This is a genomic window from Pseudomonadota bacterium, from assembly GCA_023229365.1.
GTDB lineage: Bacteria > Myxococcota_A > Polyangia > JAAYKL01 > JAAYKL01 > JALNZK01.
This window is the reverse complement of the sequence record JALNZK010000069.1, coordinates 1-22,612: the sequence shown is the minus strand read 5'-3', so window position 1 is coordinate 22,612 and position 22,612 is coordinate 1. Positions and strand designations below refer to the sequence as shown.

Below are 22,612 nucleotides of genomic sequence, written 5' to 3'. Positions count from 1 at the left end.
CTCCCGCTTGGATTCGGGATCCGTACGCGCCTCCTGTGCAGGACCGGCTCACGAGCCGGTCCGTTTCTATCACGCACGCCTTTTTCGGTCAATTCAAGATGAGCATAACGTGCCCAAAAAACACGTATTTCAGGGGTTCTTCGCCGCAGCCTCGCGCCGCGCGCCGAGGCGCCGCCCGACGAGTCCGGCGAGCGCCCCGAGGCCCAAGTAGATCACCGCGCCTAAGGCGATCGCGACGACGCCGGTGCCCTCGTAGGCGAAGCCGACGGCCATGCCCACGGCGACGGTGATCGCGGCGTCACGCGCCGAGCCCGTGAGCCTCCCGACGAGCACGCCCGCGCCGAAGGGCAGGAGCACGAGCATCGCGGCGAGGCCGCCGAGCAGGGTCGTGTCGCCGAGGAGCGCGCCGCGCAGGTCGGCCTTCTCCTCGTCGGTCAGTTCCTCGCCCTTGGCCATCTTCGCGTCCTGTGAGTGGTACGCCTTCGAGAGCGCCTCGCTCTTCTCGACGATGTGGGTCACCACGAGGCTCTCGCCGAGCGTGACCCCGCCGACGATCACGAGCGCGCCGAGCGCCATCCACCGCACGTTCGGGGGCCTGCGCTTCGCGCGGGGCGCGGCCTCTCCCTCGGGCTTGTCGTTCGTCGTCATCTCGCCGTCACCCCATCCGGCGCATGTCGCGGCCGCCGAGGACGTGCGCGTGCAGGTGGTACACGACCTGCCCGGCCGCCTTGCGACAGTTGATCACCTGGCGGTAGCCGGTCGCGCCGACGCCCTTCTCCCGCGCCAGCCTCGCCGCGACGACCAGCATCCTCCCGAGCAGCGGCGCGTGCTCCTTCCCCACGTCGTCGAGCGTGTCGACGTGGATCTTCGGGATGACGAGGAAGTGGATCGGCGCGGCCGGGTGGGCGTCGTCGAACGCGACGACGGCGTCGTCCTCGTAGAGCTTCTTCGCCGGTATCGCCCCGCTCACGATCTTGCAGAAGACGCAGTCGACCTCGCCCATCTCTTCGCTCCTCTCGCCAATGCCTTGATCTCGCCACGCAACATATCGCCGCGAGGGCCCGCGGGCAACCCGGCGGGCTGGCCTTGTCGTCCAGCCCGCATTCATAGTACAAAGGTCGGCCGAAGACACGCGGTTCAAGGGGGACACGCGGCGCGGGAGCAAGGAGCGTGGGCATGGTGGACTACAAGGGGGTGAAGGTCTTCTCGGCGACGAAGGCGAAGGAACGCGAGGATCTGGGCGAGCAGATCACGGCGTGGATCCGGAGCAATCCGGGGTTCGTCATCAAGGACACCGTCGTGTCGCAGAGCTCCGACAACGAGTTCCACTGCCTGTCCATCGTCGTCTTCTACGATTTCTGATCATGCGGCGGGCGGGGCGAGCCCCCGCCCCTACTCAGTCCGCGTTCTCGCTCTTCAGCGCCTCCGCCTGGAAGTGCGCCCGGATGGAGCCGACGAACTCTCCTATGTTTCCGGCGAGGATCTCCTCGAGCTTGTAGAGGGTCAGGCCGACGCGGTGGTCGGTCACGCGGCTCTGCGGGAAGTTGTACGTGCGGATCCGCTCCGAGCGATCGCCGGTGCCGACCTGGCTCTTGCGCTCCGCCGCGCGCTCCGCGTTCTTCTCCGCCTGGATCTTGTCGAACAGCCGCGCCCGCAGGATCTTCAGCGCCTTGGCGCGGTTCTTGTGCTGCGACTTCTCGTCCTGGCACATGACGACGAGGCCGGTCGGGAGGTGCGTGATGCGCACCGCCGAGTCGGTCGTGTTCACGCACTGCCCGCCGGGGCCGCCGGCGCGCATGACGTCGATGCGGAGCTCCTTGTCCTCGTCGATGTGGACCTCGACGTCCTCCGCCTCCGGGAGCACGGCGACGGTCACGGCCGACGTGTGGATCCGGCCCTGGCTCTCGGTCTGGGGAACCCGCTGCACCCTGTGGACCCCGCTCTCGTACTTGAACGAGGCGAACACGTCCTTGCCGGAGATGTTGGCGATGACCTCCTTGAAGCCGCCGCTGTCTGTCTCCGACGCGCTCATGAGCTCGACGCGCCACCCGCTCGACTCCGCGAACTTCTGGTACATGCGGAACAGCTCCGCCGCGAACAGCGAGGCCTCCTCGCCGCCGGTTCCGGCGCGGACCTCGAGGATGACGTTCTTGTCGTCGTTGGGGTCGCGCGGAAGGAGGAGGAGCTTGATCCGATCCTCGAGCGCCTGGCGCTTCGCCCGCAACCCGGGGAGCTCGGCCTCGGCGAGCTCCTTGAGCTCGGGGTCGCCGGAGCTCGCGCCCTCCTCGTACTCCCCGAGATCCGCCAGCAGCCTCTTGTAGTCGCGGTAGGTCGGCACGAGCTCGTCGAGCGCCGCGCGCTCGCGGGACAGCTCCCTGAACGCCTCCCTGTTCGAGATCACCGCCGGATCGCAGAGCCTGCGCTCGATCTCCTCGAACCGCTCCTCGATCTTCGCGAGCTTGTCCAGCATGACAGCCACCAACCTTCAGGCGTTCGCCCCCGCGGGCTCGAGCTGCGGTCCCTCGCTCTCGAACGCGGCGAAGTCGCTGAAGACCCGCGGCGCCTCGTCCTCGGGCACCGACTCGCCCACCTTCTCCCGCCACAGCGCCGTGCGCAGCGCCACGAGCGCGACCTCGAGCTGCGCGTCGTCCGGAGGACGCGTCGTCAGGAGCTGCATCGCCAGGCCGGGGACGAGCAGCGGCTTGACGAGGGGGTGCGACGCGTTCCGGCCGGCGAACCTGTTGAACTCGTAGGCCAGGCCGGCGACCGGGATCAGGAGCGGCAGCTTCAGGAGCACGATGAGCAGGTGGTTGAACCAGGGCTTGTCGTCTCCGGGCTTCGCCCACTCGGGCGCGAACGGCATGATGAGCGCCGACACGACGATGAAGACGAGGATGACGACCATCAGGAACGCCGTGCCGCAGCGGGGGTGCAGCCTCGACTTCCGGCGCGCGTGCTCGACCGTCAGCGGCTCGCCGGCCTCGTACGTGTAGATGGACATGTGCTCCGCGCCGTGGAACTCGAAGACGCGCCGGATGTCCCTCATGAGGCTGATCGCCGCGATGTAGGCGACGAAGATGAGGATCTTCACCGCCCCGTCGACGAAATGGTAGGCCAGATCGTCGACCGTCAGCTTCGCGTCGCCGAGGAGGACCCCGGCGTACGTCGCGGCCATGTGCGGCAGGAACTTGAACAGCCCGACGGCGAGCAGCGTGCTCACGATGACCGGCAGCGCCAGGAACGCGCCGCCCGTCTCGCCCGAGCCGTCCTTGCCGCCGCCCTTCTCCTCCGCGGGCATCGCCTCCTTGGCCGAGAAGCTCAGGGCCTGCATCCCGTTGACCATCGCCTCGATCATGACGACCGTGCCGCGGAGGAAGGGCCAGCGCAGGAACGTCAGCCGGTCCCAGATCGAACGCCACACCGCCTCCTTCACGACGATCTCGTTCGAGGGGCGGCGGACGGCGATCGCCAGGCTGCGGGGCGAGCGCATCATCACGCCCTCCATCACGGCCTGGCCTCCGACAGGGGCGCACTTGCCCTTGGGCACGGGGGACGGGGACACTACGCGGGCTTCTTCTGGCCGGCGTACTTCTTCCGGAAGCGCTCGATGCGCCCGGCCGAGTCGAGCAGCTTCTGCTTCCCGGTGTAGAACGGGTGGCACTCGGAGCAGATCTCCAGCGTCATGTCCTGCCCGTTGGTCGAGCGGGTCTTCACGGTGTTGCCGCAGGCGCAGCTGATCGTGATCGCCGTGTACTTCGGATGGATACCCTTCTTCATCTCACTACCTCTCGTGGATTCGCCGGACGTGAATAGCCCGGTTCTCACCCCACGTCTACTGGTTCATCGACTCGAGGAACTCCTTGTTGCTCTTCGTCCTACGGAGCTTGTCCAACAAGAACTCCATCGAGTCAATCACGTTCAGCGGGTGCAGGAGCTGCCGCAGCAGCCAGACGCGCTGCAGGACGAAGTTGTCGAGCAGCAGCTCCTCCTTGCGCGTCGCGGACCTGTTGATGTCCAGGCACGGGAAGATCCGCTTCTCCATGAGCTTGCGATCCAGGTGGATCTCGCTGTTGCCCGTCCCCTTGAACTCCTCGAAGATCACCTCGTCCATGCGCGATCCGGTGTCGACGAGCGCGGTGGCGACGATCGTGAGGCTGCCGCCGCCCTCGATGTTCCGCGCCGCGCCGAAGAACCGCTTCGGCTTGTGCAGGGCGTTGGAGTCGACGCCGCCGGAGAGGATCTTGCCCGACGGCGGGACGACCGTGTTGTAGGCGCGCGCGAGGCGCGTGATGGAATCCAGGAGGATCACGACGTCGTGGTTGTGCTCGACGAGGCGCTTCGCCTTCTCGAGCACCATCTCTGCGACCTGGACGTGCCGCTGCGCGGGCTCGTCGAAGGTGGAGCTGATCACCTCCCCGTCCACGTTCCGCGCCATGTCGGTGACCTCCTCGGGCCGCTCGTCGATGAGCAGCACGTGGAGCTTCGCCTCGGGGTGGTTCGTGGAGATGGCGTTCGCGAGATCCTGCAAGAGGACGGTCTTGCCGGCGCGCGGCGGCGACACGATGAGGCAGCGCTGCCCCTTCCCGATCGGGCACAGGAGGTCGATGATGCGCGTCGAGTCGTTGGGCTTGTCCGGGGTCTCGAGGTTGAAGCGCGCGTCCGGGTAGAGCGGCGTCAGGTTGTCGAAGAGGATCTTGGACCGCGCGACCTCTGGCGCCTCGTGGTTGATGGTCTCGACCTTGAGCAGCGCGAAGTAGCGCTCCGACTCCTTGGGCGGCCGGATCTGTCCCGCGACGATGTCGCCGGTCCTGAGGTTGAACCGCCGGATCTGAGACGGGGAGACGTAGATGTCGTCCGGCCCCGGGAGGTAGTTGTAGTCCGGCGCGCGCAGGAAGCCGAACCCGTCGGGCAGGGTCTCGAGCACGCCCTCGCCGGTGATGACGCCGTTCTGATCGGACTGGGCCTGCAAGAGCGCGAAGATCAGCTCCTGCTTGCGCATTCCGGCCGCGCCCTCGATGTTGTACTCGTTCGCCATCGTGGTGAGCTCGGAGATGGGCTTCTTCTTGAGATCTCTCAGATGCATGTGGTTCCTCTTGGTTCTCTTTTCTTCTCTGTCTTGTTTTTGCGGCGCATCTCGCTGCGCCCTGTGTGCAATTCCGTATCGGGGTTGAGTGGCAAGAGCTGTAACAACCGTCGCGCCGACTTATGTACGGCGCTTGGGAGCGTGTGTCAAGAAGAATACCCTCGGCCGCGTTGCGTGCTGGATCCGACCGATCGGGCGCGCTGTCGGAAGCCATTTTTTCTGCGGCTTGTCACTCCAGGCTGCGCCCTTCGAGGCGGCCTTAGGCCTCCTCAGGAGCGCGGCACCAATCCGCGTCGGAATCCGTGTCCGCGTCGGTATCGGTGTCGGTGTCGCTGTCGGTATCAGAGTCCGTATCGGTGTCGGTATCGGTATCCGTGTCGGTATCAGAATCAGAGTCCACGTCGCTTGCGTCGCTTGGGTCGCTTTTGTCGCTCGAGCAGCCGCCAAGCCAAGGGACGGAAGCGACGGAAGAGACAGAAGCGACCAGAGCAAAGAACCAGCGGACCCGCGGCGCCGACAAACGGTCTCTGCTCGTGATCATCTCTCACCCCCGTGATGAACGGATCATACCACCGATGCGCGGACTATGGCCGTTTCCTCCAGCCCGCGCAATTCATGCGCGGGACGCCGTCGGCACCCGAGCCTCTCCATCATCCAATCGCGCCCGCGCTGCACCAACCTGTGTGGAACGTCGATTTCCGGCAACTCCCGCCCGGATCGTCCGATACAGATGACGGGGCGATCGCAAACGGCTACCGCCCGCGCCGACCCGATCACGCCCGCGCATGAATTGCGCGGGCTGGAGGAAGAAGAGGGGCGCCGTGCCATTCTGCCCCGCGCATGAATTGCGCGGGCTGGAGAAGGGAACCGACAAGAACGTGAAGCTGTTCGCAACCAGGCACTCCCACGCCGTGCTGTACGTGCACGTGGTTTGGGCGACGAAGAACCGCGCCGCAGTCCTCGACAGCGCGCTTCTCTTTCGATTGTCCCGGCAAGCCGCCGACACGGCGCACGCGCTGGGCTCCGCCGTGCTCGCGCTCGGCGGAGCACCCGACCATGTCCACCTGCTGGTGCGATATCGCCCCGACCTCTCCGTCGCCGAGCTCGTGCGCGGGCTGAAAGCGGCGTTGACCTTGACGATCCGGCGCGAGGTATCGAGCTTTCCCGATTTCTCGTGGCAGACCGGCTACGGCGCGTTCAGCGTCAGCTCGTCAGAGTTGGATCGCACGGTGGCCTACATCTCGAACCAGGAGCGCCACCACGCGGCAGGAACCATCTGGCCTGACCTGGAGCTCGAGGACTGAACCCCAAGCCTCTCCATCCTCCAGCCCGCGCAATTCATGCGCGGGTGTTTTCATGCGCGGGTTTTTTCATGCGCGGGACGCCGTCGGCACTCGATCGGCCGGATCCGTCCGATCCGTCGGATCGGCTTGCCGCGCCGAAGCGCGAAGCGCGAAGGCGGGTCCGATCCCCCGCTCATCGCCGCGGATGTGAAATCCGCGGCCACGATATGGGGATGGCCTCTTCTTCTATCGTGGCCGCGCTGTTCATCTGCGCGGCGAACCGCGCGCCGTTCGATCAGGATCCGATCACGATGCCGAGCGCCTCGCGGAGCTTGAAGTACTCCTCGGACACGCTGAACAGCACGAGCTCCTTGATCTTCTCCTTGGGCGGGATGTCGTCCACGCCGCCCGTCTCGGCCTGGATCATCTTGGCCGCGGTCTCCAGGTCGTTGGCGAGCAGGTAGCCGGCGCGGCACGCCGTGAGCTCCAGCGAGCGGACCCACTTCTTGATGTCGGCCTGCTCCCCGGACTTGATGAACCGGCGGACGACCTTGCCGAGGTTCTCCGCCTCCATCGTGGAGAGGTTCTGCCGGAGCACGTCGACGTACTGCGCGAGCACGCCGGACTTGTCCTCCGGCAGCTTGAAGTCCGGGGCGCCGATCTTCAGCGACGCGAGGAGCAGGAGCTTCAGCTCGGCCTGCGTCGGCAGCACCCAGCGGATGTAGTGCTCGGGCCGGTAGTACGACAGGTGCTTCGTCACGATGAACAGGAGATCCTGCGGCGAGTAGCCCGACATCAGGCTGGCGCCGCACGCCGAGGCCATCGGATCCGTGAGCGCGAAGTTGAGCCCGCCCTGGCGATCCTCCTGGACGTACAGCTCCGGCACGACCGGCAGGTTGATGACCTGCGTCGCGTAGTAGAAGGTCTTCGATATTGTGAGCGTGTCGTTCGGCGGCCGCTTCTGGGTCTTCTTGAGCCCGAACGCCTTGATCGGCTGCACCTTGACGGTGCGGACGGCGCGCGTGACGAGCTCGAAGATCTTGCCCATGAACACGGACTCGTCCGGGTGGAACAGGTTCTTCACCCAGATCTCGTTGTCGAGCCGCGCCTGCGCCCGGATCGTGCCGCGCGTCCTGTACTGGTCGAAGAACTGCTGCTCCTCCGGATCGGCCTTCTTGAGGAACGACAGCGTCGCGCAGAGGCACCACGCCTTGTCGTACTGCCGGTGGTCGAAGTACAGCTTGCGCAGCGCCTTGTAGGAGTCGACCCGGTAGGGGTTCTTCCGGATCAGCTCCTGGTGCTCGGCGACGGCGTCGTTCAGGCGATCCGGCATCTTCATGAACAGCTCGGCCAGGATCTCGTGCCGGAGGACGTTGTCTGGATCCAGGGACGACGCCATCTTGAACGCCTCGGCCGCGGAGTCGAACTGCCCCATGCGGGAGCGGTAGATCTCGCCGAGGAAGTGCCACAGGTTGATCTCGAGGTCCTTGCGGTCCTTGCCCGCGATCCTGTGGAGCATCTTGCGGTAGTTGCGCTCCAGCTCCTTCCAGTCCTTCTTCTGCGTCAGGATCCTGTCGACCGCCTCGAACGACTTGAGGTTCTCGAGGCTCGCGTCGAGCGACTTGTTGAACAGCTCGACCGAGTCGTCGGCGCTCTTGATCTCGTCGCGGTAGATGACCGCCATCGAGTAGTAGAGGCGGCCGAGCTTGTCCTGGTCCTCCTCCATCTCCGCGACGCGCCCGATGATCTCCACGACCTTCTGCCACTGCTTGGTGGACTGGTACAGGGGCAGCATCTTGTGCAGCACCGGCCGGTTCTCCGGCTTGAGCTCCGAAGCCTCCGCGTAGGACGAGATCGCCTTCTGCGGGTTCTTCATCTTCTCCTGCCAGATGTCGCCGATGTCGACGAGCAGCTGGAACTTGTCGTCGTCGTCGGTCGCGTTGTCGACGAGGATCTTCTTGAAGTGGATGACCTGCTCGTAGTTCTTCTGCTCCTCGTGGAGCGCGACGACCTGCTCGAGCGTCGGCTTGTGCGCGGGATCGATCTCCAGCGCCTTGTCGAACATGTTGAGCGCCTTGCGCCGCTCCTGCACCTCCGCCTTGATGCGCCCGAGGCGGTAGAAGATGTCTACGATCTCGTCCTTGCCCTGCGCCTCCCTGTGGTGCACGAGCACCATCTGGTACAGCTTGAACGCCTTGTCCCACTCGGACTGCCGGTACAGCACGTCGGCGAGCGCCAGGAGCGTCGGCAGGTGCGCGGTGTCCATGTCGTACGCGGTCTGGTACGCCTTGAGCGCCTTCTCGAGGTTGCCGACCTTGTCTGCGACGAGGCCCAGCTTCCTGTGGAGCGGCTGGAGCTCGCGCGCGTCGCGCTTCCCGCCGAGGCGGAGCAGCATGTCCAAGAGCCGCTCGGCGTCCTGCCACCGCTCGCGCGCGATGTACACGTCTACCAGCGGCTCCGCGGCCTTCTGGTTGTCGGGATCCGACTCGAGCGACCGCTCGAACCACTGGATCCCCGTGTCCTCGTCCATGAGCTTGTCGCGCGTCAGCTCGCCGAGCTCGAACTGCAGCCTCGACTTCTGGCGGGTGTTCTCCGTGTGCTGCTGCTCCGCGTCCAGGACGCGCGCGGCGGCCAGCCACTCGCCCTCGTCGAGGTGGATCCTGCTCAGCGCCTCGAGGCTCGGCAGGTGCCCTGCGTTGATGTCGATCGCCGACCGGAAGTGCTCGACCGCGGTGGCGCGGTCCATGAGGTTCTCCTCGTTCAGCTTGCCGAGGCGGTAGTAGAGGTCGACCTTGGCCTCCGCGTCCGTGAGCGTGTCGGCGAGCCTGCGCATCGTCTCGTGGGCCCCGCTCCAGTCCTCGGCCTTGACCTGCGCCCGCGAGAGCTGGTCCAGCGCCTCGAGGTGCTCCGGATCGATGTCCAGGATGGCCCGGTACGCCTCCATCGCGCGATCGTTGTCGTCGAGCTCCGCGGCGTAGACGACGCCGATGGCGCCGTACAGGCCGATCCGCGCGTCGCGATCATTCGTGGCGACGACGTGCCGCTCGAGCGTCGCGATGAGATCCTGCCAACGACGCGCCGAGCGGTACAGCCGCTCGAGCGCGCCCAACGCGCTCTCGTGCGCCGGATCGATCTCCAGGATTTGCTCGTACTTCGGGATCGCCTTGTCCGGGCTGAGGAACTCCTCCTCGAGCATGGACGCGACGCGCGTCAGAAGCTCGATCCGGATGCGCTCGCTCGTCGCGTACTCGAGCTGGATCTCCAGCACGTCGAGGAGATCCTGCCACTGGCTCGCCTTCGAGAAGAGCCGCTCGAGCCCCTTGAGCGAGGGCATGTTGCCCTGCTCCACCTCGAGGTTCTTGCGGTACTCGTCGATCGCGGACTGCGCGTCGCCGAGCTGATCCTCGAAGATCTCCGCGATCCGCAGCCGGGTCGCCACGATCTGCTCCGGCTCGGCGAGCACGTCAAGCTTGCGCCGCAGCACGGGGATGAGCTCGCGCCAGTTCTGCGAGGCCGCGAACATCCGCTCGAGGGCGTTGAGCGCGGCCTCCAGGCCCGGGTCGATGTCGAGCGCCTGCTTGTAGGCCTTGCGGGCCTCGGGCAGGTCGGAGAGGTACTCCTCGTAGATCTGGCCGAGCTCGACGTAGATCGCCTTCTTCCTGTCGGGCTCCTGCTCGGCGGAGACGGCCCTCCCGAGCACCTCGACGAGCTCCGCCCACTGCTTGGTCCCTCGGTAGAGCTGCCCCATGAGCGTGAGGGCCCGCACGTTGTCGGCGTCGAGCTGGAGGACCTGCTGGTAGTAGGCGATCGCGTACTCGGGGTGGCCGAGCTCGTCCGCGTACCACTTGCCGATCTTCAGGCACAGGTTGACCTGCGTCTTCTTGTCCTGGATCGACTGCAGCACCTGGTTGCAGGACGCGAGCAGCTCGTTCCAGCTGTCGGTGATCGACGCGAGCCGCTCGAGGTGCTTCGCCGTCTCGTCGTTGGAGTAGTCCGTCTCGAACGCGCGCTGCATGACCTGGAACGCGTTCTCCGGCTGGCTGAGCTTGTCCTCGTAGATTGCCGCGGCCTTGTGCATCAGCGCGACCTGATCCGCCGGCTCGCCCGTGAAGTTCAGGCGGGTCGAGTACAGCTTGATGAGATCGTCCCACTTGTCCTGATCGGTGAGGATCTCCACCATCCGCTCGAACGCGTGGACGTGGAGCGGCGCGACGTCGATGATGCGCCCGTACGGCTTGAGCGCCTGCCGCGGCTCCTCGAGCTTCTCCTCGATGATCTTCGCCTGCTCCAGCCAGGTCTCGATCTGCGCGTCGCCCTCGAGGACCTCGCCCTTCTTGCCGAGCACGACGACGAGCTCCTCCCACATCGCCTGGGCCGAGTAGAGCTGCTCGAGCGCGGTGAGCGGCCCGAGGTCGGTCAGATCGAGCTCCGCGGCCTTGCGCCACGCGTCGATGGCGTCCATGGGCCGCTCGAGCGTCTTGTCGAGGATCGTCCCGAGCTTGGCGAAGTAGCCCTTGAGCTGCGCCACCTCGAACTGGGACGCGCCGGCGGAGATGATGCGCTCGAGCGCGTCGATGAGGTCGTCCCACTCCTTGTTCGCCTCGTAGATCCCGGCGATCGCCTGGAGCGCGGGGATGTTCGTCGGCTCGATCCCGAGCACGTTCTGCCAGTTGTCGAGCGCGTTCCTGTCGCGCGAGAGGCACTGGCCCCAGACCATGCCGAGCTGGCTGTAGAGGCGGACGCGCGTGTCGGTGTCGTCGGCGATCGTCACGGCCCGCTCGAGGATGTCGACGAGATCGGACCAGTTCTCCTGGCGGGAGTACATGTCCGCCAGGGCGTCGAGCGCGAGCGGATCCTCGCCGCGTATATCCAGGACGTTCTTCCACAGCTCGATGGCGCGCGGGATGTCGCCGAGGCAGTCCGACGCGATCACGCCCAGCTTGGCGTAGAGATCCGCCTGCGCGGCCTCGCTCTGCGTGGACTCCTTCATCTTCTCGTAGATCGCGTAGAGCTCGGTCCAGGCCTCCCGGTTCGCGTAGATCATCTCGAGGCGATCGAGCGAGTCGCGGTGGCTCGGATCGAGCTTGTCGACGACCCTGTGGTACGCGACGCGGGCCTTCTCCGGCTCGTCCATCTGCGTCTCGAACACCGTGCCCATGCGGTAGATGTACGCGACCTTCTCCTCGTCCGAGGGCACCGTCGTCGCCAGCATCTCGAGGATGTCGACGAGGCGATCCCACTCCATGTACTGCGTGTAGATGCGATCGAGCGCGGTCAGCACCTCGAAGTCGTCGCCGCCGAGCTGCAGGCACCCGCGGTAGGCCTGCTCGGCCCTCGCCGCGTCGTGGAGCTCCTCCTCCGCGACCCGGGCGAGCCTCTTCGCGGCGAGGCGCTTCACCTGGGCGTCCTCGCGCTTCTCGAACAGGTCCTGGTACAGATCGGCGAGCTCGGGCCAGGCGTTGGTCGCGCGGGCGAGCCGCTCGATCTCCTCGCCCGACCGCTCGTCGAACGGATCCTCCGCGAAGGCGCGGCTGTACCAGTTGAACGCCTCGACCTGATCCACAATGCGCTCCTCGAGCGTCTCCGCGATGCGGTGGATCATGGGCACGCGCGCCGCGACGTCCGTAACGTCGTCGAGCTGCTGCTGGTACAGGGATACGAGCTTCTGCCACTCGGCCTGCATGCGGAACAGCGGCTCGAGGATCTCGACGATCTCGCCGCGCTTCTGCCCCTCGGCGAAGAGGAGCTCGAGCGCCGCGATCGACTTCTCGTGCGCCGGCTCGGCCGCGAGGATGTCGCGGAACACCTCGACGGCGCGGTCGAGGTCCCCGATCTCCTGGCGGTAGAGCTGTCCCAGGCGGAACTGCACGCCGAGGCTCTCGTCGGGATCCTGGGTGATGGCCGACTCCCGGACCAGGACCGCGGCGAGATCGGCCCACCGCTCTGTGATCTGGAACAGCTTGTCGAGCCGCAGGATCGCCTGCCGGTTGTCGTTCTCGAGCTCGAGGACGCGCTGGTACCTGACGATCGCCTCGTCCACCTTGTCGAGCTTCTCCTCGTACACGGCGGCGACCCGCAGGCCGAGCGGCACGACGACCTCGGAGGAGTCGGCGTCCTTGAGCTGGGCGTCGATGAGCTGCGCGAGATCCGGCCAGCGGCCGGTCTGCGCCGCGAGATCCTCCAGGCGCAGGAGGGACTTCTCGTTGGTCTTGTCGAGCGCGATCGCGCGGGCGTAGACGTCGAACGCCTCGCTCGGCGAGTCGAGGTGCAGATCGCTCTCGAGCAGCCCGGCGATCTGGTGCAGGAGCTCCACCTTCTGCCACGGCTCCTCGGTCGCCTTGAGCTTGACCTCCAGCACCCCGATGAGCTTCCGCCACTCCGCGAGATCCTGGTACAAAGGCTCGAGCACCTCGGCCGCGAGGAGCGGCTCCCGATCGCCCTTGACCAGCTCCTCGAGCAGGCCGATGGAGGGGTCGTGGCCGGCCGACAGCGTGAGGATATCCTTGAAGTACTCGACGGCCCGCGACACGTCGTCGAGGTGCCGCACGTAGAGCTCGGCGATGCGGTACTTGAACGCGACCGCCTCCTCCGGATCGCCCGTGAGCTCCACCTCGCGCTCGAGGACGGACAGGAGATCGTGCCACTCGCCGCTCTCCGTGAAGAGGACGTCGAGCCTCTGCACCGCCTGGAAGTCGTCGGGATCGAACTCGAGGATGCGCTGGTAGGTCTCGGTCGCCTTCTTGACGTCCTTCAGCTCGCGCTCGTACATCGCGCCGAGCACGTACAGGACCTCCTTCTTGTCCTCCGGCGAGGTCACGAGATCCGCCTTGCGGTTGTAGATGCCCTGCAGCTCCTCCCAGCGCTCGAGGCGCAGGTAGAGCCCCTCGAGCTGCGCGATGGCGCGCAGATCGTCGCCGTCGATGTCCAGGATCTTGAGGTAGACCTCGATCGCCTTCTCGGCGTTCTCGAGCAGCTCCTCGTAGATCTGGCTCGCCTTGAACAGGAGGTTCTTCTGCTCCGTCAGGTCGCTGACCATCTCCACCTTCCGCAGGTAGATGGCCGCGAGCTCGGCGTAGTTCTCGTTGATCTGGTAGGCGCGCTCGAGCGCCGTCGCGGCGTCGAGGTGCATCGGATCGATCGCGAGCACCTCGCGGTAGTGCCTCACCGCGCGATCCAGATCCTGCAGGCTCTCCTCCGCGATCCGGGCGATCTTCAGGTGGAAGGCCGCCGCGAGCTCCATGTTCTGCGCGCCCTCGATCGTCTTCTCGTACAGATCCGCGAGCTCCGCGTGCAGCACGAGGACCCGCGAGAGCCGCTCGAGGCTCTCCTGCGTGCGCTCCTCGGCCGGCTCGACCGCGAGCGCCCTGCCGAGCGTCTGGAACGCCTTCTCCGGCTCGTCGCCGGCGGTCTCGTACAGGGCGGCGATCTCGTGGAGCAGGTCGACCTTCCGCGACGTGCCCTCCTCGAGCGAGATGAGGATCTCGTAGACGTTCACGAGCTTCTGCCACGCGCCGATCCCGCGGTAGATGGGCTCGAGCATCAGCGCGATGTCGCGCTTGAACTCCGGCTTCTCGATGATGCGCTCGAGCGCCTCGATCGCCGTGGCGTTCTCCGGATCGACCTCGATGACCTCGCGGTAGATCTCGACCGCCGCCGCGACCTCCGAGAGCCGGCTCTCCCGCAGGCTCGCGAGCCGCAGCTTGAGCGCGACGGTCCTGTCCGGATCGGTCTCGATGCCGAGCTGCTGCTGGAGGTTGTCCGCGAGATCCGCCCAGTTCTCGAGCTGCAGGTACAGCTTATCGAGATCCTGGAGCGCCTGCGCGTTCGTCGGATCGATCCCGAGGATCTCCTTGAGGCACCCGACGGCGTCCTGCGGCCGCTCGAGCATCTCCTCGTAGATCATCACCATGTGGCGGAAGATCTGCTCCTTCTCGCCGGCGTCGACCGTGGCGTCCACCTTCGTACGGAGCACGTCGATGAGCTCGGGCCACCGCTCCGTGCGGCTGAAGATCTGCTCGAGCGCGGCGATCGCCTCGGTGTTCTGGGCGTCCAGCGCGAGGACGGCGTTGTACGCGGCGACCGCGGCGTCGACGTTGTCGAGCTGGGCGTCGTGGATGCGCGCGGCTCGCAGCCAGAGCTGCTTCCCGATCTCCGGGTCGTCCGTGGTGCGCCCGCCCTCCTCGAGCAGCCCGACCATCTCCTTCCAGCAGTCGAGGATGGTGGTGATCTCCTCGAGCTTGTCGAGCGGCGCGGCCTGGTTGGGGTTGAGCCTGAACGCGCGGCTGTACGCGACGAACGCGCGCTCCGGGGAGCCGAGGTGCTCCGAGAAGATCCCGCCGATCCGCATCAGGTGCTCGAGCTTCTCGAACGCGTCATCCGAGCGCTTGAACAGGATCTCGATCGCCTGGACGAGCTTCTCCCACTCGCCGCTCTCCTGGTAGATCGGGGCGAGGATCGACGCGGCCTCGGCCTGCTGCGCCGCGTCCTCGAGCAGCCCCTCGAGCGCCGCCGTGGACATGTCGTGGCTCGGTCGGACGGTCAGCACCTCGCGGTAGCACTCCAGCGCGCCGGCCTTGTCGCCGAGGTGGATCTCCTTGACCTGCCCGAGGCGGAACTTGAACTCGATCTCCTGCTCCTCCTGCAGGACGCCCTGCTGGAGCTGGCGGTCGATCACCTCGGCGGCGTCCTTCCAGCGCTCCGCCTTCGTGAAGAGCCGATCCAGCGCGGCGAGCGCCTTCGGCTCGTCGCCGGCCATCTCGATGATCTGGTTGTAGACGGCGATCGCCTTGTCGACGTCGCCGATCTCCTCCTCCCAGAGCAGCGCCTGGTTGTAGAAGATCTCCTTCCGCTCCTCGTCGTCGGCCGCCATCTCGATGCGGCGCGTGTAGATGTCGAGCAGCTCCTCGTACCGGCCCATCTGCGCGAAGATCCGCTCCAGGGCGTGCACCGCCCGCGGGTTCTTCGGATCCTGGGAGAGAATGGCGTCGTAGTGCGCGAGCGCCTCCTCGGCCCGGCCGAGCTCCTCGTTGAGCACGCGGCCGAGGCAGAGCCGGATCTCCAGCTTCAGGGGCTCCTTCGACGCGCCGAAGACCGTGGCGTAGGCGGCGGCGACCTCCTCCCACTTTCCGGCCTTGCCGGCGGTCCGCTCCATGTCCGCGCGGGTGGTCTCGTCGTCGGGGCGCAGCGTGAACGCCCGGAGGAAGCCCTGGAACGCCCGCCCGACGTCCGCGACGTCGTCCTCGGCGATGTGGGAGATCCGCTGGATCAGCGCGAGCTGCTCGTCGGCGTCCGTCACGTGCACGAGCTTCACCTCGAGCACGTCCGCGAGCTTGCCGGCCTCCTTGCCGGACTCCTCCAGGATCGGGATGAGCGCCTCGGCGGCCCTGAGGTTCTGCTTGTCGAGCTCGAGCACGATCTCGTAGCACTTGGCCGCGCGGTCGACGCGCTCCTTGCGGTCCCGCCAGAGCTCGGCGATCTTGAACTGCAGGCCGATCTTGCTCTCCGCCGTCGCGTCCGGCCGCTCGGCCTCCCGTTCGAGCACGCGGATGAACTCGTCCCACTTGCCCGCGGATCCGTAGAACTCCTCGAGCTCGTCCCACGCCTGGAGCGCGAGGTACCTTTTCTTGAGCTGCTCCTGCGCGCGGCGATCGTCGGGGTTGATCGCCATCAGCGCCTTCCACGCGGTCACGGCGCGGTTGTTGTCGCCGATCTTGTCGCCGTAGACGATGCCGAGCTTCTGGTAGACCTCGGCCTGCGCGGCCGCGCTGACGGCCTGCGCCGCCTGCTTCTCGAGGATCGCGGCGAGCTTCTCCCACTCCTTCGCCCGCTCGTAGAGCCCGGCGAGCTCGTTGAACGCCTCCGCGTTCTCTCCGTCCTGGGCGACGACCGCCTCCCACAGCTCGATGCACACCGACGGCTTCTTGAGCCGCTCGGAGGCCATCTTCGCGACCTCGACGTACGCCGCGGCGCGATCCGGGCCTTCCGCGGCCCGCTCCGCCTCGCGCCGCTTGATGGCGATCAGCTTCTCCCAGTCGCGGCGCTTCTCGTACATCTCCTTCAGGAAATCCGCCGCCTGCACGTTGTCCGGATCCGCCGCGATCACCTCCTCGAACGCCTTGATCGCCTCGGCCTGGTTCGAGAAGCGCTGGAGGAACAGCTGCGCGACGCGCAGCCAGATATCCACCTTGTCCTCCGGCGAGGTGACGAGCGCGCCCTTGGCCTTGAGCATCTTGACGAGATCGGGCCACCGCTCCATCGCCTCGTACTTTTCGATCGCCGCGTCGAGCGCCGGCATGTGGCTCTCGCGCTGCTTCAGGATCGCCTGGTAGGTGTTGACCGCCATCACGTCCTGCTTGAGCTCCAGGTCGTAGACGCGGGCGAGCACCATCTGGGCGGCGATGGAGTGGTCCTCGTTCGCGATCCCCTTGGTCGCCTTCTTGATGAAGTCCGCGAACACGGTCCACTTGCCGGTCTCGCTGAACAGCCTGTACATCTCCTCGAGGACGGCCGGGTGGCCCGGCTCGGTGTTCCAGGCCTCCTGCCAGGCCTTGATCCCCGCCTCGGCGCCCTGCGACTCGGCCGCGCGTGCGCTCTGCATCGCCGCCCGGAGCGCCTCGGAGGGGCCCCTGTCGGCCGGGCCTTCCGCCGTCTCGGTGCTCTCGTCTCGCGCCTCGGGCTCGTTCGTGGGATTCGATCCGGAGTCTTTCGTCATCTCACTCTCCTCGAAGAATCTCTTCGCCGCCCCGTTGTCGGGTGCGAGGCTGAGCAGTTCCGTGAAGTAGCGCTCGGCGTGAGCAGGATCGGCCAGGATCGTTCCCCACAGCTCCCCGGCGATCTCGAGGAGCTGCAGGCGCGTGTCGCCCTGGGCCTTCTCCAGGCCGGCCTCCACGAGATCCGCCAGGGCGGCCGTGTCACCGGACTCTCCATACGTGTCGCACAGGAACCCCAGCAGGCCGGGGATCGCCGGGTCGCTGCGGAAGGCCTGGTCCAGGAACCGCAGCGCGCGCTCGGCGTTCTGGCGCTGCAGGAGCCAGCGCAGGCCGATGTCGTAGAGCACCCCGGCGCGCGCCTCCGCCGGCACCGACGAGAGGAGCTCCGCGTGCCACTCCAGCAGCGCGTCCTCTCCCATCTCCTCGGCGACGAGCCGCTCGGTGAGCAGCGACGCCGAGGCGTGCCTCGGATCGGCGCGCACCGCCGACTTGAGCAGGCCGATCGCGGCGGGGGTGTCGCCGCCGGCGCGCCAGTGCATCACCGCGGCGCGCAGGAGGGCGCCGGCGTCCCGGTCCTTCTCGCCCTTCTTGGCGACCTTCGCGGCGCGCCCGGTCCACCCGTCTCCCGCGTCGAGATCCTTCGCGAGGTCGGCGGCCCAGCGCGCGCCCTTCTCGATCGCCAGCGCCGCGTCGCACGCCTCGTGGATCTGGTCGGTCTGGCCGAGGAGCAGCCTGACCTCGGCGAGCTCGCGCAGCAGCCTCAGCTGCTCCGCCGGATCGGTCGCGAGATCGCGCTCGATCGTGGCGAGCTTCTCGACGGTCGGGAGCCGCCCCATCTCCCAGTAGATCCGCCGCGCGTTGCCCAAGGCCTCGCGGGACTTCGGCTCGGCCTTGTACGCCTGCTGGAAATGAACGATCGCCTTGGCCTTTTGCAGGAAGCGGCCCTCCCAGAGACGCGCGACCTCGAGCTGCGTCGTGCACGCGCCGTCCGTCGTGCTCGCCGCTTCGGCCCGGGCCTCAGCCTCCAGGATCTCCTTCTTCCAGCTCGCCACACCGAGAAGTGGTTTCCCTGACATTTCGCCCTGTCACTTCGCCGCGTCGGCGTTTACTGAATGACCGCGCCTTCCATGAGCTCCGCCAACCGAGCGTGCGCCGCGTTGATGAAATCCGGGCGGGTCTTCTGGTTGGCGGCCGAAAGGAACTTCTCGAGCCAAATCTTCGCGTTTTCCTTGTTCGTGAACGAGTAGCACCAGCCGAGGCTGAACATCGCGTCGGTCATGTCCGGCTTCTGCTCGAGCGACAGCCGGAACTCCTGGATCGCCGCGTTCCAGTCCTTCTTCTCCTGGAGCGTCCGGCCGAGCCAGTAGTGGATCTCGCCGAGCTCCTCGCTGCGCCCCTCGAGCGCCTTGACCGCCTCGCGGAAGACCTGCTCGGCCTGCGCGAGGTAGTTGTACTCGATGTACAGCGCGCCGAGCTCGCGGTACGCGTCCATGAACTTTCCGTTCCGGCCGACCGCGTCGGTGTACTTCTGCAGCGCCTCCTCGGGGCGATCCAGCGCCTCGCAGACGCGCCCGAGCCGGTAGTGCGCCTTGTAGAGCGTGTCGTCGAGCTCGATGGCGCGCTTCAGCTCGGCCTCGGCCTGGGACCACTGCTCGAGCCACTGGTACGTCTCCCCGAGCTGGTAGTGGTAGATCGCGACGTCCGGGGCGAGCGCGATCGCCTTCTGGAAGTGCCGGACCGCCTGCGCGTACTCCTTGGTCTCGACGTAGATGAGCGCCAACCCGTGCTGCGCCTGGACGTTCTCCGGGTCCAGGCTCACCGCCTGGTTGCACTCCCGGATCGCCTGGGGGATCATCTTCTTCTGGTGGAATTCCACGCAGGAGTTCTGCTTCTGAACCGAATACACGTTGTCGCGGTTGCACGAGTTCGCCGTCGTCAACGTGGCGAGCGCGAAGATCACCAGCACTAACTTCTTGCCCATGGAGTCGCTCCTTCTCCCGGTTGTCGGTGACTGCGATTAGCTCGTGATTCTAGATAACTGACTCAGGGATGTAAACCCTGTACGTCGATTTCGGTAACACGAAAAACGGATCGAGAAATAGAAAGAAAAAAGACGTGATCACACAGATCCGAGCTTGACAATCTTCCCGCTCTTGTCGTGCCTGTACCCGCGCGGCAGGAAGTCGTCGATCTTCTTCTTGTAGCCCGCGGTCGACCAAGCGAGCGCGGCGAACGCCTCCACGACCTCGTTGCGGACGCGCAGGCTCTCGTCCTCGCACATCGCCTTGAGCATCGGCGCGCGCGCGGCCTCGTGGCCGATCTTCGCGAGCGCCACGACGGTCTGGAAGCGGACCGTCTCGTCGACGTCTTCGAGGAACGGGATCAACGCCTGCGCCACCCGCGTCTCCGGGATGTCGGCGAGCGCCATGATCGTCTGCATCTTCCGGTCCGGGTTGCGCTCGTACTCCGTGTCGAACTCCGAGAGGACCGAGAGCAGCTCGTCCCGGTACTCCTCGGGAGAGGCGATGGATCGGTACACGCGCTGGATCCAGACGACGGACTCCGCCGAGCGCAGGGCGCGCGATATCTCGGGGAGCGTGGTCCGCCCGAGGTCGGTGAGCGCCGAGCTCACCCACTCCTTCTCCCGCTCGTCTTCGATGGTGGGCTCCGCGTTGACGGTGAAGCGGTGGATGAGCCCGCGGACCGCGGCGACCTCGCCCGCCTTGGCGAAGTCGATCACCTCCTGCAGCGCGATCTGGCGGTAGTCCTTCGGCGTGTGCTTGTTGTTCGCACGGCGCACCCTCGCGTCGATCCTCCGTCGGCGCCGCTGCTCGCTGGAAAAATATTCGAGTATGCCCATGGGAGGAGCTCCGTGCGGCTAACGCTGCTCGTCGTCGTCCGCCTGCTCGTCCTTCCCCGTCAGCACGTCGATGAGCTGGTTGATGCGGAACGCCAAGCCGCCGACCTCCGCGGACTTCACGTCGAACCGGTGGTCGTACTCGCCGTTGATGATCTTGAGGAGGCCCTCCTCGATGGCCATGACGGGCCGCATGAACTGGCCCGCGAGCAGGAACCCGGCGACGAGCACGAGGAGCGCCGCGACGATGGTGATGACCATGAGCACCACGAGCGACCCGGAGAAGAAGTCGCTGTCCTCGATCGAGCCCATGATGGCGTAGGCGATCTCGTCCTTCGCGTCCGCGTTGGCGGCGCCGACGATCACGCCGAGGAAGTCCTGTCCCTCCAGCTCGAGGCTGAGGATGTCCGAGGGCTTCCCCGTCGCGATCGACGCCTTCACCTTGTCGGCCACGCCCTTCAGCTGCGCGTCGAGCGCCTGGCGGGCGGCCTCGTCGGCGAGCGAGGAGCTGTAGATCAGGCCGCGCGCCGACACGGCGACGTCAAACCCCAGGAGCGCGCGCTTCTCGTTCGCGACTCCGTTCGACACCTCGAACCCGGCCACGAACACCCCGGCGATCTCGCCGTCGACCCACACCGGGGCCGCGGCCATCTCGAGGAGCCCCGTGTTCATGAGCGGGCAGCTCGTCGCGCCGGCGACGGCGTTCTTGCCGAAGGTCTTGTCGTCGGGGGACCAGAGAGAGTATGCCGGGCCGCCCTGCAGGGCGTTCGCGACCACGGCGATGGTGTCGGAGACGTTCTTCCCCGTCGGGCAGGCGTTCGGGGTCGTGTTCCGCGCGAGGACCACGCCGTTCCTGTCGGTCAGGAACACGAGGTCCGGCCGCTTGCCGTTCTTGACCCCCCAGAGCTCCGAGAAGAGCTCCACCGCGCGGACGCACTGCGAGAACCAGGTCTGCCGGATCTTCGCGTCGGCCGCCTCCTGGGTCTCGCCCGGCGCGGGCGTGTAGGCGACCGGCGCGAACGCCTGCGTCACGTCCTTGGTCATCGCCTGCTTGGTGACCGCGGCGAGCAGCTCGTGCCCCCGCAGCGCCTCGGATCTCCGCAACAGCTCCGCCGTGACGCCGAGCCTCTCGCGCATGCGCTCGGTGGCCTTGTCGTGCAGATTCCCCCGGAGCCAGAAAAAGGCCCCGAATCCGGCAATCAACACGATCAACAAGTTCGGCAGGATGATCTTCGCGCGCATCGGATGTTCCCTTTTGTCGGGCTCGAAGCCCTTCTCGGGTTTTCGATATCCTGTTGTGATCCGGGACGAAATTGCCTATCACCAGCTGAGCGGCAAGTCAAGGACGGCCGGCCCCGGAGGCGCCGCCAGGAGTGTCCCATGACGGCAGGAATCCTGTATTCACCCGCCTTCCTCGATCACACGGCGGACGGGTACCACCCGGAGCGTCCGGAGCGCCTGCCCGCCGTCCTCCGCGGGCTGGAGGCGTCCGGCGCCTTGGGCGGCGCGCTGCGCCCCCAGCCCCGCGAGGCCCTGCAGGCGGAGATCGAGTTGGTCCACGAACACCCGTACGTCGAAAAGACCCTCCGGGCGCTCGGCTCCGGGCGCCACGGGAACCTCGATTCGGATACCTTCTACTCGCCGGGAAGCCGTGCCGCGGCGCTGCTGGCCGCCGGTGGCGGCATCGACCTCGCGCACCACGTGCACCGCCGGGAGGTCGAATGGGGATGGGCGATCGTACGGCCCCCGGGGCACCACGCGAGCGCGGGCTCGGCGGCCGGTTTCTGCATCTTCAACAACGTCGCCGTGGCCGCGGCCTCGCTCCTCGCGGACGGCTCGGCGCGCCGTGTCGCCATCTTCGACTGGGACGTGCACCACGGCAACGGGACCCAGAACCAGTTCTGGGACAGCGCCGACGTGCTCTTCGTGTCCGTGCACCAGTGGCCGCACTACCCCGGCTCGGGGCTGGTGAACGAGATCGGCGGGCCGACCGCGAAGGGCCGCTGCGTCAACTTCCCGTTCCCGGGCGGTGCGGTCGACGGGGATTATCTTTCTGTAATCGATTCGGTGTTCGCGCCGCTCGCGCGCGCCTTCGCTCCGGACCACATCCTCGTCAGCGCGGGGTTCGACGCCCACGAGCGCGACCCGCTGGGCGGAATGCAGCTGACGAGCGCGTGCTACGGCGCCATGGCGGCGCGCCTCCGGGCCCTGGCGGAGGAGCTGTGCGGCGGCCGGATCACGCTGTTCCTGGAGGGCGGATACGACCTGCAGGCGCTCTCGGAATCCGCCGAATCGGTCGCCCGAGCGATGGCCGGCGGCCGGGTCCCGGAGTGCCGGAGCGACACGACGCGCGGCTGCGTTGCGGTCATCGGCGCCGTGGCGCGCGCCATCGGCCCGTTCTGGCCCGGGGTCCAGCTCTCGCTCGACGCCCGCTGATTCACATCGATTCACGTACGAAACGCTCCCGCCTTTGGCCGTTGGCAACCACCCGAAAAATCGTGTACAATCGCTCCGCTCGTTTTCGCGGCGCGCAGGAGGGCGACGATGATTAAATTCATAATCGAAAAGTTTCGCACGGCCCCCGGCCCGATGAAACAACCTCGGCTCATCCTCGCCGACCTCGCAGAGGAGCTCCTCGACACCGCGACCCAGTACATGGAAAAACGGCCGCAGGCGTCGT

At 66.8% G+C, this 22,612-nt stretch carries 14 protein-coding genes; 3 read left to right on the top strand and 11 right to left on the bottom strand.

The window, feature by feature from the left end:
* Positions 1-129: 129 nt before the first annotated feature.
* Both M0R80_21220 and M0R80_21215 read right to left on the bottom strand, forming a co-directional pair.
* A complete protein-coding gene (locus M0R80_21220) occupies positions 130-648 on the bottom strand; it encodes a hypothetical protein (protein MCK9462155.1) in 519 nt (172 codons plus the stop codon).
* A 7-nt stretch (positions 649-655) separates the two neighbouring features.
* Positions 656-1,003 carry a histidine triad nucleotide-binding protein gene (locus tag M0R80_21215; protein ID MCK9462154.1) on the bottom strand — a complete coding sequence of 116 codons (348 nt, stop codon included), beginning with the start codon at positions 1,001-1,003 and terminating at the stop codon, positions 656-658.
* 173 nt (positions 1,004-1,176) lie between these two features.
* Between M0R80_21215 and M0R80_21210 the strand changes: the two genes are divergently transcribed.
* Positions 1,177-1,362: a hypothetical protein gene (locus M0R80_21210; protein ID MCK9462153.1), complete on the top strand. Its 186-nt coding sequence runs from the start codon at positions 1,177-1,179 to the stop codon at positions 1,360-1,362.
* 34 nt (positions 1,363-1,396) lie between these two features.
* Here M0R80_21210 and prfA read toward each other — a convergent pair whose 3' ends face one another.
* The 5 genes from prfA to M0R80_21185 form a co-directional block, all read right to left on the bottom strand.
* On the bottom strand, positions 1,397-2,470 hold the full coding sequence (prfA, locus tag M0R80_21205) for a peptide chain release factor 1 (protein MCK9462152.1): 1,074 nt from the start codon (positions 2,468-2,470) through the stop codon (positions 1,397-1,399).
* A gap of 15 nt (positions 2,471-2,485) precedes the next feature.
* Complete coding sequence (locus M0R80_21200; protein ID MCK9462151.1) at positions 2,486-3,493, bottom strand: DUF1385 domain-containing protein; 1,008 nt, start codon at positions 3,491-3,493, stop codon at positions 2,486-2,488.
* A 68-nt stretch (positions 3,494-3,561) separates the two neighbouring features.
* Positions 3,562-3,777 carry a 50S ribosomal protein L31 gene (gene rpmE / locus M0R80_21195; protein MCK9462150.1) on the bottom strand — a complete coding sequence of 72 codons (216 nt, stop codon included), beginning with the start codon at positions 3,775-3,777 and terminating at the stop codon, positions 3,562-3,564.
* 55 nt (positions 3,778-3,832) lie between these two features.
* Positions 3,833-5,083: a transcription termination factor Rho gene (gene rho / locus M0R80_21190; GenBank protein ID MCK9462149.1), complete on the bottom strand. Its 1,251-nt coding sequence runs from the start codon at positions 5,081-5,083 to the stop codon at positions 3,833-3,835.
* 259 nt (positions 5,084-5,342) lie between these two features.
* On the bottom strand, positions 5,343-5,483 hold the full coding sequence (locus M0R80_21185; protein ID MCK9462148.1) for a hypothetical protein: 141 nt from the start codon (positions 5,481-5,483) through the stop codon (positions 5,343-5,345).
* Between the two features lie 421 nt (positions 5,484-5,904).
* On the opposite strand from M0R80_21185, the gene tnpA reads away from it, so the two are divergent.
* Positions 5,905-6,387, top strand: a complete 483-nt coding sequence (gene tnpA, locus M0R80_21180) for an IS200/IS605 family transposase (GenBank protein ID MCK9462147.1) — start codon at positions 5,905-5,907, stop codon at positions 6,385-6,387.
* Between the two features lie 274 nt (positions 6,388-6,661).
* On the opposite strand, the gene M0R80_21175 is transcribed toward tnpA, so the two are convergent.
* The 4 genes from M0R80_21175 to M0R80_21160 all read right to left on the bottom strand — a co-directional run bounded on the left by M0R80_21175 (position 6,662) and on the right by M0R80_21160 (position 21,174).
* Positions 6,662-18,151 carry a tetratricopeptide repeat protein gene (locus M0R80_21175; GenBank protein ID MCK9462146.1) on the bottom strand — a complete coding sequence of 3,830 codons (11,490 nt, stop codon included), beginning with the start codon at positions 18,149-18,151 and terminating at the stop codon, positions 6,662-6,664.
* A gap of 29 nt (positions 18,152-18,180) precedes the next feature.
* Positions 18,181-19,056, bottom strand: coding sequence for a tetratricopeptide repeat protein (locus tag M0R80_21170; protein ID MCK9462145.1), 876 nt, complete (start codon positions 19,054-19,056; stop codon positions 18,181-18,183).
* A 138-nt stretch (positions 19,057-19,194) separates the two neighbouring features.
* Entirely contained in the window at positions 19,195-19,935 is a 741-nt protein-coding gene (locus M0R80_21165) for a HEAT repeat domain-containing protein (GenBank protein ID MCK9462144.1), read from the bottom strand.
* Positions 19,936-19,953: 18 nt separating this feature from the next.
* The gene (locus M0R80_21160; protein MCK9462143.1) at positions 19,954-21,174 is read right to left on the bottom strand and encodes a hypothetical protein; all 1,221 of its coding nucleotides are present in this window, start codon (positions 21,172-21,174) and stop codon (positions 19,954-19,956) included.
* 138 nt (positions 21,175-21,312) lie between these two features.
* On the opposite strand from M0R80_21160, the gene M0R80_21155 reads away from it, so the two are divergent.
* On the top strand, positions 21,313-22,368 hold the full coding sequence (locus M0R80_21155) for a histone deacetylase (GenBank protein MCK9462142.1): 1,056 nt from the start codon (positions 21,313-21,315) through the stop codon (positions 22,366-22,368).
* Positions 22,369-22,612: the final 244 nt, after the last annotated feature.

Bases quoted from the DNA above. Each gene is read 5' to 3' on its own strand.
- M0R80_21160 (MCK9462143.1), bottom strand. From the start codon at position 21,174: ATGCGCGCGAAGATCATCCTGCCGAACTTGTTGATCGTGTTGATTGCC.
- M0R80_21220 (MCK9462155.1), bottom strand. From the start codon at position 648: ATGACGACGAACGACAAGCCCGAGGGAGAGGCCGCGCCCCGCGCGAAG.
- prfA (MCK9462152.1), bottom strand. From the start codon at position 2,470: ATGCTGGACAAGCTCGCGAAGATCGAGGAGCGGTTCGAGGAGATCGAG.
- M0R80_21175 (MCK9462146.1), bottom strand. From the start codon at position 18,151: ATGTCAGGGAAACCACTTCTCGGTGTGGCGAGCTGGAAGAAGGAGATC.
- M0R80_21170 (MCK9462145.1), bottom strand. From the start codon at position 19,056: ATGGGCAAGAAGTTAGTGCTGGTGATCTTCGCGCTCGCCACGTTGACG.
- M0R80_21200 (MCK9462151.1), bottom strand. From the start codon at position 3,493: ATGATGCGCTCGCCCCGCAGCCTGGCGATCGCCGTCCGCCGCCCCTCG.
- M0R80_21155 (MCK9462142.1), top strand. From the start codon at position 21,313: ATGACGGCAGGAATCCTGTATTCACCCGCCTTCCTCGATCACACGGCG.
- M0R80_21165 (MCK9462144.1), bottom strand. From the start codon at position 19,935: ATGGGCATACTCGAATATTTTTCCAGCGAGCAGCGGCGCCGACGGAGG.
- rpmE (MCK9462150.1), bottom strand. From the start codon at position 3,777: ATGAAGAAGGGTATCCATCCGAAGTACACGGCGATCACGATCAGCTGC.
- M0R80_21210 (MCK9462153.1), top strand. From the start codon at position 1,177: ATGGTGGACTACAAGGGGGTGAAGGTCTTCTCGGCGACGAAGGCGAAG.
- M0R80_21215 (MCK9462154.1), bottom strand. From the start codon at position 1,003: ATGGGCGAGGTCGACTGCGTCTTCTGCAAGATCGTGAGCGGGGCGATA.
- rho (MCK9462149.1), bottom strand. From the start codon at position 5,083: ATGCATCTGAGAGATCTCAAGAAGAAGCCCATCTCCGAGCTCACCACG.